Source organism: Trueperella bernardiae (assembly GCF_001469025.1).
GTDB classification, from domain to species: Bacteria; Actinomycetota; Actinomycetes; order Actinomycetales; family Actinomycetaceae; genus Trueperella; species Trueperella bernardiae.
In genome coordinates this window covers 91185-103632 of record NZ_LNIZ01000007.1, presented here as the reverse complement: position 1 = coordinate 103632, position 12448 = coordinate 91185, and the positions used below count along the sequence as shown (strand labels likewise).

At 63.8% G+C, this 12448-nt stretch carries 13 protein-coding genes; 7 read left to right on the top strand and 6 right to left on the bottom strand.

Annotation, left to right across the window (positions count from 1 at the left end):
- Positions 1–131: IS3 family transposase (locus AQZ59_RS09850; protein ID WP_330218614.1), on the top strand; the 131-nt coding region annotated here is incomplete at its 5' end.
- A gap of 438 nt (positions 132–569) precedes the next feature.
- Here AQZ59_RS09850 and AQZ59_RS09215 read toward each other — a convergent pair.
- From AQZ59_RS09215 to ychF, 3 genes are all read right to left on the bottom strand, one after another.
- A complete protein-coding gene (locus tag AQZ59_RS09215) occupies positions 570–1610 on the bottom strand; it encodes a hypothetical protein (protein ID WP_201783172.1) in 1041 nt (346 codons plus the stop codon).
- Between the two features lie 4 nt (positions 1611–1614).
- Positions 1615–2793 (bottom strand): DNA methyltransferase, encoded by a 1179-nt coding sequence (locus AQZ59_RS09210; protein ID WP_148132208.1) that lies wholly within the window; start codon positions 2791–2793, stop codon positions 1615–1617.
- A gap of 98 nt (positions 2794–2891) precedes the next feature.
- On the bottom strand, positions 2892–3989 hold the full coding sequence (ychF, locus tag AQZ59_RS07385; protein ID WP_062614022.1) for a redox-regulated ATPase YchF: 1098 nt from the start codon (positions 3987–3989) through the stop codon (positions 2892–2894).
- A gap of 161 nt (positions 3990–4150) precedes the next feature.
- Here ychF and AQZ59_RS07380 point away from each other — a divergent pair, with 161 nt between their 5' ends.
- On the top strand, positions 4151–5362 hold the full coding sequence (locus AQZ59_RS07380; protein WP_070808061.1) for a DNA recombination protein RmuC: 1212 nt from the start codon (positions 4151–4153) through the stop codon (positions 5360–5362).
- A gap of 23 nt (positions 5363–5385) precedes the next feature.
- Here AQZ59_RS07380 and AQZ59_RS07375 read toward each other — a convergent pair whose 3' ends face one another.
- Complete coding sequence (locus tag AQZ59_RS07375) at positions 5386–6447, bottom strand: 4-hydroxy-3-methylbut-2-enyl diphosphate reductase (protein WP_236698692.1); 1062 nt, start codon at positions 6445–6447, stop codon at positions 5386–5388.
- A gap of 215 nt (positions 6448–6662) precedes the next feature.
- On the opposite strand from AQZ59_RS07375, the gene xseA reads away from it, so the two are divergent.
- From xseA to AQZ59_RS07360, 3 genes are read left to right on the top strand one after another with little or no spacing between them, the layout of a single operon-like run.
- A complete protein-coding gene (xseA, locus tag AQZ59_RS07370) occupies positions 6663–7904 on the top strand; it encodes an exodeoxyribonuclease VII large subunit (RefSeq protein ID WP_062614020.1) in 1242 nt (413 codons plus the stop codon).
- Between the two features lie 2 nt (positions 7905–7906).
- Positions 7907–8173 (top strand): exodeoxyribonuclease VII small subunit, encoded by a 267-nt coding sequence (locus AQZ59_RS07365; RefSeq protein ID WP_062614034.1) that lies wholly within the window; start codon positions 7907–7909, stop codon positions 8171–8173.
- Positions 8173–9126: a carbohydrate kinase family protein gene (locus AQZ59_RS07360; protein ID WP_062614019.1), complete on the top strand. Its 954-nt coding sequence runs from the start codon at positions 8173–8175 to the stop codon at positions 9124–9126. Before AQZ59_RS07365 ends, AQZ59_RS07360 begins: the two co-directional genes overlap by 1 nt.
- Here the strand turns inward: AQZ59_RS07360 and AQZ59_RS07355 are convergent, their stop codons facing one another.
- Entirely contained in the window at positions 9127–9882 is a 756-nt protein-coding gene (locus tag AQZ59_RS07355) for an isoprenyl transferase (protein WP_062614018.1), read from the bottom strand.
- Between the two features lie 121 nt (positions 9883–10003).
- Between AQZ59_RS07355 and trhA the strand changes: the two genes are divergently transcribed.
- A complete protein-coding gene (gene trhA, locus AQZ59_RS07350; protein WP_082661219.1) occupies positions 10004–10744 on the top strand; it encodes a PAQR family membrane homeostasis protein TrhA in 741 nt (246 codons plus the stop codon).
- 98 nt (positions 10745–10842) lie between these two features.
- Here trhA and mca read toward each other — a convergent pair whose 3' ends face one another.
- Positions 10843–11712 (bottom strand): mycothiol conjugate amidase Mca, encoded by an 870-nt coding sequence (mca, locus tag AQZ59_RS07345; RefSeq protein WP_062614017.1) that lies wholly within the window; start codon positions 11710–11712, stop codon positions 10843–10845.
- 242 nt (positions 11713–11954) lie between these two features.
- Here mca and greA point away from each other — a divergent pair, with 242 nt between their 5' ends.
- A complete protein-coding gene (greA, locus tag AQZ59_RS07340; RefSeq protein WP_062614016.1) occupies positions 11955–12428 on the top strand; it encodes a transcription elongation factor GreA in 474 nt (157 codons plus the stop codon).
- The last annotated feature ends 20 nt before the right edge of the window (positions 12429–12448 follow it).

Below are 12448 nucleotides of genomic sequence, written 5' to 3'. Positions count from 1 at the left end.
GTGAAGAGGTCTACGAAGGCGTTGCCACCTGGATCGAGGGATTCTATAACCACAAACGAATCCATTCAGCGATCGGCTACCAAAGCCCGGTCGAATACGAACTCCACGCCGGACTGGACCTCGCGGCGTGAACTACACAACGAAACCGTCAACAACAAGCGGGCAAGCCCACCATATATTTCCATGAGGATATTCGCACAAACGTATCCCAAACAAATGGATACTTATTAGATGCACCGTGTGTATACGTTGGGCCTCGACCGCGCCCGTTGAGCTCAGAGCTACCAAAAAAATAAAAGGCTCTCAGACTACGTATGGGGGGGAAAAAAATCACCTACTCACGGTGCCGGAGAAAGAGCACCTTAACGGCATTTCATCGCTAGCCTCGTCTTGGATCCGTAATTATGTGGGATCGACGAGTTTATTAACGGTTCACAACGATACTGTCTTCGCGTTCCGGATGCAGACCTTGAGCGAGCGCAGGACGCAAAAGGCGGCCTCGGAAACCCGAAGCCGCCCTAGGCGAAAAACCGGATTGAGTCCTAAACGTTGAACTTGAACTCCACCTCTCAGCCATCACTGTCTGAACCACCCGCAGGAAGGATGGAGAAGTTGATCAGAGTCTTCAGTTGCGACTGATCTCCCGCTAAGTACTTGGCAATCACATCCGCGACCTCAGTCGACTTGTTAAGTGGGACCACATAGTCAAAGACCCGGGCCATGACCTGAAGCGTCTGCGCTGTCCATGGGCCTTCGGTGATCAACACAGCCATAAGCTTCTTGTTATAGCCCTTCCAGTTGATTGCGGAGAACATCTTGTCCTTCGCATACAGCGAGGCATGCCGGCTCGACGATTTACGGACTTCAATAAAAACCAGTGGTGAGTCCGCATCCGGAATGACGAAGTCCGCTCTAAACTTGTATACGACGCCTTCAATACCCGCGTACTCATCTTCACGCTTATATGGAACTCCAGCACCGTCCAATGCTCTGGCAACAACGCTCTCTAGAAGAACCCGACCGACAAGGTCTCGGACAATACCCTCAAGCGTGGGCGCCATCGATGCCTTTAACTGCTTAACCGTAGGAGGGGTGGCGCTCGCTCGGATCTTCAATTGGTCAGCGATCCGCTGGGACGCCGGCTTCGAAATCGATCTGTCACTGACGCTTCCCACCAACTCCTTCAATTTAGACTTACTCGAAACATTTAGAAGCCGTTGGAATACAGGCAGAAACGAGGGGCTTTCGGCGATCAGTTCTGCCGAGAACTCAGTAAACCCCTTAGACCTTGAACTGAGATCAGTAAGGAGACCCTCCACTGCCTCCTCCAAGGCGACATAGACTCCACGCGTTACGGCCTCTTCCGCACTGAATGGCACCGCCTGCATCCGACTCCACTCAGCCAAGACGCGGGCAGGTTCCTCATCAGCACTGAGTGGGCTGCCTAGACCACCGAGTACTATCCGTCGCTGATCCTCGGTTGCTAGCACCTCGATCGCGGGCACTACAAAGCCCGAGGTTATCTCTGCCATTTCGAGATACACCTCGATGAGACGATTCATTTCCTCGCGGGCGACTGAGTAGAGGCTCGCAGCCTTTGCAGTTGGCACGCTGTCAGCCCTTCCTGGCGGTCAAATGAAATTCACCGAGTGGATCTTTCGAGCCGGTTCTTTTTGAAAGAACCCATCGATCACCCCTGGTGCGAAGTCGGACAACATCTACCGCCGTGAATCCTGATTCCAGCATGATTCTGCGAAGAACATCTTCGGTGTGGATGTGCACGCCGTATAGAGCTGCATCTGAAACAACCAAGTCCATCGCACCGCCAGGTTTGAGGACTCGGCAACTCTCCCTTATTACGTTTTGCATCTGAGCGAAGTAGGGATAGACGAGACGGTCGTAGTCCTTACTCCTCGCCTTCTCCGCCCTCGCCTCAGCCAAAGCGTCGACGTAGTTCGAACACTCGCCCGCAATTTCGGCCGACAGCTGATTACGCCAAACATCTTGCGTTTTCTTAAGTTCCGTAGGCGCAGTTGTCGTATTCACGACAAGCTTGCTTCGTACCTTCGCGGTGATATCTCCCCAGGATGTGGCGTAGCCCCAGAAATAGATTTCCATTCGCGTCATTTCCGCGAAGTCGAAGTTGTTTAGATATGGTGGACTCGTAATTACCTGACAAATCTCATCGGCGGGAATGTCTGCCATTACCTCAGATGAGGACTCGTACACTTCTGAGATTCCCCAGTCGTCGTCAATTGTTCCAATGTCCTCGCGCAGCTCACGGAGCACCCGAGGGTAGGATTCTTTCACCGGCCGTGCGCGCTTCTTGGACGTTGGAGCCTTGTAGATTCCGTCCGTTGCGGATCCGCTAGCACTCTCAAGTAACCGAGTAACCACCAACCGATACAGGGGGCGATCGTCGGGTTCCAGCTCCGCTTCCAAGGTGCGAGCTGAGGCCAAGTAGCCTAGCTGATCCGGCTCGATCAGTTTCCTAAGGAACTTCAGCTGACTCTCATTCCACTGCGCGTCGACCGAAGTCACAGGCTCAAGGGACCGCAGAACCTCCTCAATCCGATCGACGGTACGTAGAGATCGCGACTGTGTTTTGGCTCGACACATCATCGCCGCGTGCGGATTGGGGTCATACCCGACGGCGTTTAGCCCTGCCGAGTTCGCCGCTACTAGCGTCGTCCCCATACCCGAGAACGGATCCAACACAGAACCACCGGAAACTCCGTCCCGCTCCAGGCACTGAAGCACAAACTCCGGGGAGTACCCCGCGGTGAAGTTCATCCACCGGTGCACAGCGTGATTTCGAGTGGTGAGGTTGGTCGGCAGCTTGTGCGGGGCGACACCGCTGCCTGCAACGTCGAACAGTAACGGCTGGGAAGTCACTTCTTACCCCCAGACGTTAGTCCTGACTTGAACTCCACGACGTCGCCGTCGGCCATCACGTAGTCCTTGCCCTCCATGCGCACGCGCCCATGCGCCCTGGCCTCGGCCATGGAGCCGAACTCCACCAGCTCGTCGTAGGAGACCACCTGCGCCTTGATGAAGCCGCGCTCGAAGTCGGTGTGGATGACGCCGGCGGCCTGCGGTGCAGTCCAGCCCTTGTGGATGGTCCAGGCACGGGCTTCTTTCGGGCCGGCGGTGAGGTAGGTTTGCAGGCCAAGGGTGTCGAAGCCGACCCGGGCCAGCTTGTCCAGGCCGGACTCATCCTGGCCGGTGGATTCGAGCAACTCCCGGGCCTCGTCCGGTTCGAGCTCGATGAGCTCGGCTTCGAACTTGGCGTCGAGGAAGATCGCCTCGGCGGGCGCCACCAGCTGACGTAGCTCTTCCTGCATAGCGGCGTTGGCCAGCCCGTCGTCGTCGGTGTTGAAGACGTAGATGAAGGGCTTGGTGGTCATGAGCTGGAAGGACTTGAGGATGTCCTGGTCGAGGTGGATGCCTGCGGAGGACAGGGTTTTGCCGTCGTAGAGGATCTCGAGCGCGTCCTTGGCGGTTTGCACGTGCTCGGGGCCGATTTTCTTGCCGGTCAGTTCCTTCTGTAGGCGCGGGAGTTGCTTTTCGAGGGTCTGGATGTCGGCGAGGACGAGCTCGGTGGTGATCGTGTCGATATCGGACTTCGGGTCCACCTTGCCGTCCACGTGCGTGACGTCCGGGTCCGCGAACGCGCGCGTGACCTGGCAGATCGCGTCGGCCTCGCGGATGTTGGCGAGGAACTGGTTGCCAAGGCCCTCCCCCTCGGACGCACCGCGCACGATCCCCGCGATATCCACAAACGACACCGTAGCCGGCAGGACCTTCTGCGAGCCGAAGATCTCGGCCAGCTTCTCCAGGCGCGGGTCCGGCAGCGGCACCACGCCCACGTTCGGCTCAATCGTGGCGAACGGGTAGTTCGCGGCCAGCACGTTGGCGCGCGTCAGGGCGTTAAAGAGGGTCGACTTACCGACGTTGGGCAGTCCAGCAATACCAATTGTTAAGCTCACGGCCCCAGTCTAGTTGCCGCGCGTTTCTTTCCCAAAGTGGCAGGCTTTCTCCGACGACGACGGGCGGCCGGTCGCGGCACGAGCTCCCGTCGCGACGACGCCCGGCAGAAAGACGACGCCCGGCAGAAAAACTTGTCGGAGGGCGGCGATAGTGTGGAGGCATGATCTCGACACCTCTATTTGTTGTATTCGTGGCACTCGCCGCGGCGCTGGGCGCGGCGCTCGGGTGGCTGGCGGCATCCGCGCGGGCGGGCAATGCCACAGCGGAGTGCGCCGAAGAAGTGGCGGCGTTGCGGGCGCGGGTGGCGCAGGCCGACGCCCGCGCAGAGCGGCTCCTGGAGGAGAATGAGGGCCTCATCCAGCGCTCACGCGACGACGCCAATATCCTCCAAGCGCTCTCCCCCATCACTCAGCAACTCGACAGGGTGAGTGCGCACGTACGTAGCTTGGAGACGACGGCGGCCACCCAGCATTCGGAGATGGTTACGCACATGCGCCGCGAGGCGCAGATCGGCGCCGAGCTGTCCTCGGCCACGGCCTCCCTCAACGCGGCGTTGCGCTCCACCACGGCCCGCGGTCAGTGGGGCGAGGTCCAGTTACGGCGGATCGTGGAGGCTGCCGGGATGCTCGAGCACGTGGACGTGGACATCCAGGTTGCCTCCAAGCGCTTCGCGGGCGGGAAGGGCAAGGACTCCACGCTCAGGCCGGACGCGATCATCCACCTGCCTGGCGATGGGCACCTGGCCATCGATTCGAAGGCACCCATGGATTCCTACCTGCTCGCGATGGAGATCCCGGCCGACGATCCGGCCGCCGCCCCGGAACGGGCGGAGTTGCTGCAGAAGCACGCTAAAGCTCTGCGCGCCCACGTTGGTGAGCTCATCAAGCGCAACTACCCGGGTGACTTCCCGGAGTCCCCACAGGTCACCATCTTGTTCCTGCCCTCGGAGGCATTGCTCGCGGAGGCAACTCAGGCCGACCCCACCCTGCTCGAGTACGCCCTGGGCAGGGGCGTGGTACTCGCATCGCCCTCCTCACTGCTGGCGATCCTGCGCACGGTGGCGTCGGTGTGGACGTCGGCGGCGGCATCCGCCGAGGCGCGGGACATCGTGGAACTCGGGCGCACGTTGGTCGAACGTATCTCCGTGGTGGTGAGCCACCTTGAGCGGCTGGGCAAGAGCATTGGCCAGTCGGTCAACCACTACAACGCCGCCGTGAGTTCCATCGAATCGCGGCTTCTGGTCTCGGCGCGCTCGCTGTCCTCTCTCCAGCCGAGCGCGCCACACGCCCTGGACGGGCCGCCGCCCGTGCGAGATGCGAGCGCTCAGGTGGTGGAGTTCCGCTCCCCCGAGCTGTCGCACAGGGAGGGGTGATACCAGAGTGAGCGTGAGATGAACTAGGCGCCGGCGATGTTGCCAGTCCCCCGCGCGTTCGACACGCGGCCGCGTTCCCCGGCGCTGCGGGCCCGGTGCGGTCGGTCGGGCTCCACGCCCACGGCCTTGAGGTCGGCGCGCAGGTTCTTCGGCAGGGAGAACTGCACGTCCTCCTGCACGGTGGTAACGGGGATGACCTCGGTGTACCCGCGCGCCTTGAGCGCCTCGACCACGTCGCGCACCAGGATCTCCGGCACGGACGCACCCGAGGTGACGCCCACGGTCATCGCGCCCTCGAACCACTCGGGCTGGAGCTCGTCGGCCTTGTCCACCCGGTAAGAAGCGCCGGCCCCGGCCTCGAGCGCCACCTCCATGAGGCGCACCGAGTTCGAGGAGTTCGCCGAGCCCACGGTGATGACCACGTCAGATTCGGGCGCCATCTTCTTCACCGCCACCTGGCGGTTCTGCGTGGCGTAGCAAATGTTGTCACTCGGCGGGTCGATGAGGTTGGGGAAACGCTCGCGCAGGGCGCGCACGATCTCCATCGTCTCGTCCACCGATAGCGTGGTCTGCGAGATCCACGCCACCCGGTCCGGGTCGCGCACCTCCACCCCCGCCACGTCTTCGATCCCGTTGACGATCTGGATGTGGGAGGGCGCCTCGCCGTACGTGCCCTCCACTTCCTCATGCCCGGTGTGGCCGATGAGGAGGATGTCGTAGTCGTCGTCGGCAAAACGGACAGCCTGCTTGTGCACTTTGGTCACGAGCGGGCAGGTGGCGTCGATGGTCTGCAGCTGGCGGCTCTCGGCCTGCCTGTGCACCTCGGGCGAGACGCCGTGCGCAGAAAAGACAACGCGCGCGCCTTCTGGCACCTCGTCGGTCTCATCCACAAAGATCGCGCCGCGCGCCGTGAGCGTCTCCACCACGAACTTGTTGTGCACGATCTCCTTGCGCACGTACACCGGCGCCCCGTACAGCTCGAGCGCCTTCTCCACCGCGTCCACCGCCCGATCCACGCCGGCGCAATAGCCGCGCGGGCTCGCCACCAGGATCCGCTTGCCCTCCGGGCTCGGCTCGGACGGGATGTCCTGCGGGAAGGCCGACGCGCCGGCCAGGGTGACGGGAAGCTCCTTGATCTCATTCACGCCGCAATCCTATCGGCATTGCCGCCGTTCCGCCCGCCCGCGCGCACGACGACGCCGCCCACCTTCCCCACGACGCGCGGCCCCCGCCAGGCCGCCGCCCCTCACCGTGCGCCCAGTCCCGGCAATCGCGCTCGCCCAACCGGTAGGCTGTTCACGTGAGCATCAAAGTCCCGGACGACCTTCCCCAGCTGGCCCATCTCACCAGCCCCGAGCACCCATGGCCGTTGCGCCTGCTGTCAGCGAAGATTGGTGAGTACGTGGCGAAGATGTCGCGTCTATGGGTGGAGGGGGAAGTCATCCAGCTCAATCGCCGCGCGAACGCCCGGGTCCAGTTCTTTACGCTTGCCGACCTCGAAGAGAAGATGACGATCACGTGCAAGATCTGGTCGCACAATTTACCGCCCACGATCAGCGAGGGCTCGCGCGTCATCATTGCCGCCAAGCCTGACTTTTGGACGGGCAACGGTTCCCTGTCGTTGCAGGTGGACGAGATCCGCACGGTCGGCGTCGGCGACCTCCTGGCCCGCATCGAGCAGCTTAAAGTCAAGCTCGCGGCCGAAGGCCTATTCGACCCGGCGAAGAAGAAGCCCCTGCCCTTCCTTCCGCGCAAGATTGGCCTCATCTGCGGGCGTAACACGCAGGCGATGCACGACGTCGTCGAGAACGTCCAGCGCCGCTGGGCTGCGGCGCGCTTCGAGATCCGCGAGGTGCAAGTGCAGGGCGCGGGCGCCGTCGATGCGATGATCCCCGCGCTCCAGGAGTTGGACGCGATCGACGACGTCGACGTCATCGTCCTCGCCCGCGGAGGCGGCTCCGTGGAGGATCTATTCCCGTTTTCCGACGAGCGGCTGGTCCGGGCAGCTTTCTCCGCCACCACTCCGATCGTCTCCGCAATCGGGCATGAGCCGGACTCTCCTGTGCTCGACTTCGTGGCTGACTTCCGCGCCTCCACTCCCACGGATGCGGCGAAGAATATCGTGCCCGATGTGGGTGAGGAGCGCCAGGGGCTGACGACCACCGTCCGCCGGGGCCGGATCGCGGTGGACCACCTGCTTGACTTGGCCTTGAGCGAACTGGCCACGCTCCGCGCCCGCCCCTCCCTCACCCACCCCGAGGCGATGGTGGACAACCGTGCCGAAGACCTTGCCAACCTGCGCGAATGGTCCCACGTCCACATCCGCCGGATCCTCGACTCTCACGTCACCGCGCTCGAGGCCGAGCTCGGCAGACTGCGGACCTTGTCCCCACTGTCGACGCTGAAGAGGGGCTACGCTGTCATTAGAACCGAGGATGGACTCGTGGGCAGCGTGGCCGGCGTCGCCGTAGGTGCCGCGGCTCGCGCAACGCTCCATGACGGCACCCTCGACATGACGATCGACCACGTCACGAAGGGATGATCATGGCAAAGGCCCCGCGCCCGCAGGAGCTCGATGAGAAGGTAGCCGAGCTCAGTTACGAAGATGCCCGTTCGCGGCTGGTCGAGATCGTCACGCGCCTCGAACAGGGCAACATCCCCCTCGAGGAGGCCCTCACGATGTGGGAGCTGGGTGAGGCGCTGGCCCGGCGTTGCGAGGCGTGGCTCGACGGCGCCCGCGAGCGCCTCCGCGCCGCCCAGACCGCCGCCGCTTCTTCCCCTGCCAGCTCCGTCCCGGAAGAGGAGGAGTGATGAGCTGCCTTGTGATCGGTGAGTCCCTCATCGACGTCGTCAAGCGCGGCCCGACTGAGACCACGCGCCACCCGGGCGGTTCCCCGATGAACGTGGCCGTGGGCCTGGCGCGCCTGGGACGCCGGGTCACGCTCCTCACCCGTTTTGGTGATGATTTTGATGGCGATACGATCCGCGACTACGTGGAAAGCGCCGGCGTCACGCTCATGCCGGGGGCGGTGGACACGGACGCGACGTCGATCGCGATGGCGTCCCTTGACGAGCACGGGCATGCGACCTACCGCTTTGACGTGCACTCGGCGTACGTGGACCCGCCGGCGGCCGGCGAAAAGCGCGCCGCCTTGCTCGCTCACCCGCCGCTCCACGTTCACATCGGCTCGATCGGCGCCCACCTGCGCCCGGGCTCGGACACGGTGCGCCGCTGGATCGAGCTATTGAGCTCGTATTCGACCGTCTCCTATGACCCGAACGTGCGCCTGTCGATCCTCGGCTCGTCGGCGTCGATCGTGGCGGACATGGAGGCGATGCTGCCCTACATTGACATCGTCAAGGCCTCCACCGACGACCTGGCGATGCTCTATGGTCCCGACGTCGACCCGGCGGCGTTCGTCAGCCACCTGTTCGAGCGTGGGGTGAAGTTTGTGGCGATCACCGACGGGCCGAACGGCTCGCGCTTCTTCACCCCCACCACCTCGGTCCACATCCCGGCCCCGCAGGTAGAGGTGGTGGACACGGTGGGCGCCGGGGATGCCATGATGGCCGCGCTCATCGACTCCCTCGCCCGGATCTCCGTACTCGGCGAGGACCGTGCGCGTCTGACCTCGATCTCCTCCCAGATGCTGAAGTCCGTGGGCGAGTACGCCTCGCGCGCGGCCGGCATCACGGTGTCGCGTGCGGGGGCCAACCCGCCTACGCGGGCCGAGCTCAACGACGTCGTGGCAAACCTCCTATAGCTACTTGCCCATGCGCCGCTCGCGGGCGGCATAGTCGCGCAGAGCGCGCAGGAGGTCTGTGCGGCGGAATTCGGGCCAGTAGGCCTCGCAGAAGTAGAGCTCGGTGTGGACGGTTTGCCACAGCATGAAGCCGCTCATGCGCTGTTCGCCGGAGGTGCGAATAATGAGGTCCGGGTCTGGCTGGCCCTTGGTGTACATGTGCTCGGTGAAGGTGCTGATGTTGATCTCGTCGGCCACCTGCTCGAGCGTGGCGCCTTCCTTGGCACGTTCACGCAGGTAGGTGCGCACGGCGTCGGTGATCTCGTGACGCCCGCCATAGCCGACGGCGATGTTGACTGTCATCCCCGACGAGCCCGCGGTGCGTTCCTCGGTGGCGCGCAGGCGGGCAGCAAACTCCTCGGGCACCAGCTTCAGGTCGCCGATGATGCGGATCTTCCAGCGCCCGCCGAGGGTTTCCACGGTCTCGGCGATGATCGCCATGAGCGGGGCGAGCTCGTCGGGCGAGCGCTTGAGATTATCGGTGGACAGCATCCACAGGGTGACGATCTGGATTCCGGCCTCCGCGCACCAGTCCAGCACCTCGCTCACGTGGTCGGCGCCCTTGCGGTGCCCCGCCGACGCCGACGAGCCCAGCTGCTTGGCCCAGCGCCTGTTGCCATCCAGGATGATGCCCACGTGGCAGGGCCGGCGCTCCGGGTCGATTTCGCGCGCGAGGCGGCGCTCGTAGAGCGAGTAAAGAAAATCGGGGACGCGCATGGGCCAACCTTTCCTTCCACCGGTATACATTTCCCAGTTTAGCCGCACTCCCGCCGCGAGGGTCTGCCACTGCATTCCCTTCACCCTTTGTTCCGCCCGGTGCGAGGATTAGGGTAAAGATATGATCGATCAAGCAAATCCCGCGGGCAGCGACATCGGGCCCGCCACTCCGGTGCCCCCGGTCGAACAGGCGCCCTCCTCGCGCGCCGAGCGCAAGGCCTACTATTCGGCCCTGCCCAAGCCGAAGGTGCGCGGGTGGATTCACGCCATCACCGCTCCCCTGGCTCTTGCCAACGGCATCCTCCTCATCATCTTCGCCTCCGGCACGGCCGCAACCCTGGCGTGCGTGGTCTTCGCCCTGTCGGCCGTCCTCCTCTTCGGCAATTCGGGCCTGTACCACCTGGGAAACTGGGGCGAGAAGGTCCACGCCATCCTGCGGCGCATCGATCACGCCAACATCTTCCTCCTCATCGCCGGCACCTACACCCCGCTATCCGTGGTGCTGCTTCCCACCAAGACTGCCGCGCTCGTGCTCGGGATCGTGTGGAGCGGAGCGATCGTCGGCACGCTCATCCACGTGTTCAAGTTGCACGCTCCGCGCTGGTTCCTTGTGGCGCTCTACGTGGCCCTCGGCTGGGTGGCGATCTGGTTCCTGCCCAGCTTCTGGCGCACGGGCGGTGCGGCGATCGTGGTCCTCCTCATCGCCGGCGGCGTGGCCTACACGATCGGCGCCGTGATGTACGCGCTACGCTGGCCGAACCCGTGGCCCAAGTGGTTCGGCTTCCACGAGTTCTTCCACACGGGCACCGTGATCGGCTACACGTGCCACTCGGTGGCCGTGTGGCTGGCGCTCTTCGTGTAGGGGCGCCGATTGAAACAAACTGGACGATTTTGGGGTCATCCGCTCATATACGAAGATCGCCCCAGAATCGTCCAGTTTTCTTAAATTCCGCCGGGCCGTTACTCGACCAGCTCCACGCCCGGCACCCGCTCGAACAGGTCGGTCTCGACGCCGGCCGCGTGCCCGACCGTCGTGAGCGCCAGCACGTACTCTTCCCACGGCCAGATCTTGGCCTCCAGCTCGCGGGGCATCGCGAAGAAGAAGCCGTCGGGGTCGATCTGGCTGGCGTGGGCCAGCAGGGCGGCGTCGCGCTGGGGGAAGAAGTCGGCCACGTCGACGCGGGCGGAGGGCTGGAGCGCCACCGTGTCGCGCGCGAGCCACCCCTCGAACGGGCTGTCCTGACCCGCGGCGCGCAGGGCCGAATCGAAGGCCTCGATGCGCGGCCTGTTAAACATGACGTCGTAATACACCTTCGACACCTGCCACGGCTCGCCTGCCTCAGGGTAGGCCTGGGGATCGTGGGCGGCGGCAACCGCCATGATCGAGGCGACGTGCGTGCGGATATGGTCCGGGTGCGGGTAGCCGCCGTTCTCGTTGTAGGTCAGCAGCACCTGCGGTTTGAACTCGCGGATCTGCCGGACGAGCGCGCCAACGACGACGTCGAGCGGCGCCATCGCAAAGCACCCCGGGTCCAAGGCCGGGAGCGGATCACCTTCGGGCAGGCCGGAGTCGATGAAGCCCAGCCACACGTGCTCGATCCCGAGCGCCTCGGCAGCGCGGGCCATCTCCTCGCGACGCGCGGCCGGGAGGTTGGCCGCCAGGTCGGCGTCGTTGAAAAGGCGCGGGTTGAGGATGTCGCCGCGCTCGCCGCCAGTACACGTGACGACGCGGACCCTGCCATGCTTGGCGTACTTGGCCATCGTGCCGGCCCCCTTGGACGATTCGTCGTCCGGGTGGGCGTGGACTGCCATCAGTCTGCGTTCTGCCACAGTTCCTCCTCGTCAATAGTTACCACGGCAGAGTATAGAGCAACGTCAAGAGCAGGGCCGAGCGCAAACCACTTTCTCACACGCCCGCGCGCGGGGTTCTCCGCCCTGAGGAAACACGTCCGCGGCCCCTTGAAGCTGGCACGTTCTTGGTGTTATTCTCGCCAGATACATGCCCGAAATGGCGGGCATGTTTTTGTTGCCGTGGGGCGCGCAGGAGCGCTCGCACTATAAGGAGGAACCTCATGGCTGAGACCACGTGGCTGTCGAAGGAGTCGTTCGATCGCCTGTCCGCTGAGCTGGAGGAAATGAAGACCACCGGCCGCGCCGAAATCGCCCAGCGCATCGAGGCGGCCCGCTCGGAGGGCGACCTGCGCGAGAACGGCGGCTACCATGCCGCGCGCGAGGAGCAGTCCAAAATGGAGGGCCGCATCCAGGAGCTGACCTACCTCCTCGAGCATGCTGAGGTGGGCGAGGGCTCGAAGGATACCGGCGTGGTCGCCCCGGGCCTCATCATCACGGCCACTGTCAACGGCAAGGAGAAGCGCTTTCTCCTCGGCGCCCGCCAGGCGCAGGACTGGGTGGACGTGGACGTCTATCCCGAATCCGCGCCGCTGGGCGAGGCGATCATGGGCCTGAAGGTGGGCGATTCCACCTCCTACATCGCACCGAACGGCAAGGAATTCACTGTCGATATCCTGTCGATCGAGGCCAACTAGTGTTCATTCGCCGCCCCACC

Coding starts and splice junctions, on each gene's coding strand:
- AQZ59_RS09210 (WP_148132208.1), bottom strand. CDS start 2,793: ATGAACTTCACCGCGGGGTACTCCCCGGAGTTTGTGCTTCAGTGCCTG.
- AQZ59_RS07380 (WP_070808061.1), top strand. CDS start 4,151: ATGATCTCGACACCTCTATTTGTTGTATTCGTGGCACTCGCCGCGGCG.
- AQZ59_RS07365 (WP_062614034.1), top strand. CDS start 7,907: ATGGCAAAGGCCCCGCGCCCGCAGGAGCTCGATGAGAAGGTAGCCGAG.
- AQZ59_RS07360 (WP_062614019.1), top strand. CDS start 8,173: ATGAGCTGCCTTGTGATCGGTGAGTCCCTCATCGACGTCGTCAAGCGC.
- AQZ59_RS07355 (WP_062614018.1), bottom strand. CDS start 9,882: ATGCGCGTCCCCGATTTTCTTTACTCGCTCTACGAGCGCCGCCTCGCG.
- trhA (WP_082661219.1), top strand. CDS start 10,004: ATGATCGATCAAGCAAATCCCGCGGGCAGCGACATCGGGCCCGCCACT.
- greA (WP_062614016.1), top strand. CDS start 11,955: ATGGCTGAGACCACGTGGCTGTCGAAGGAGTCGTTCGATCGCCTGTCC.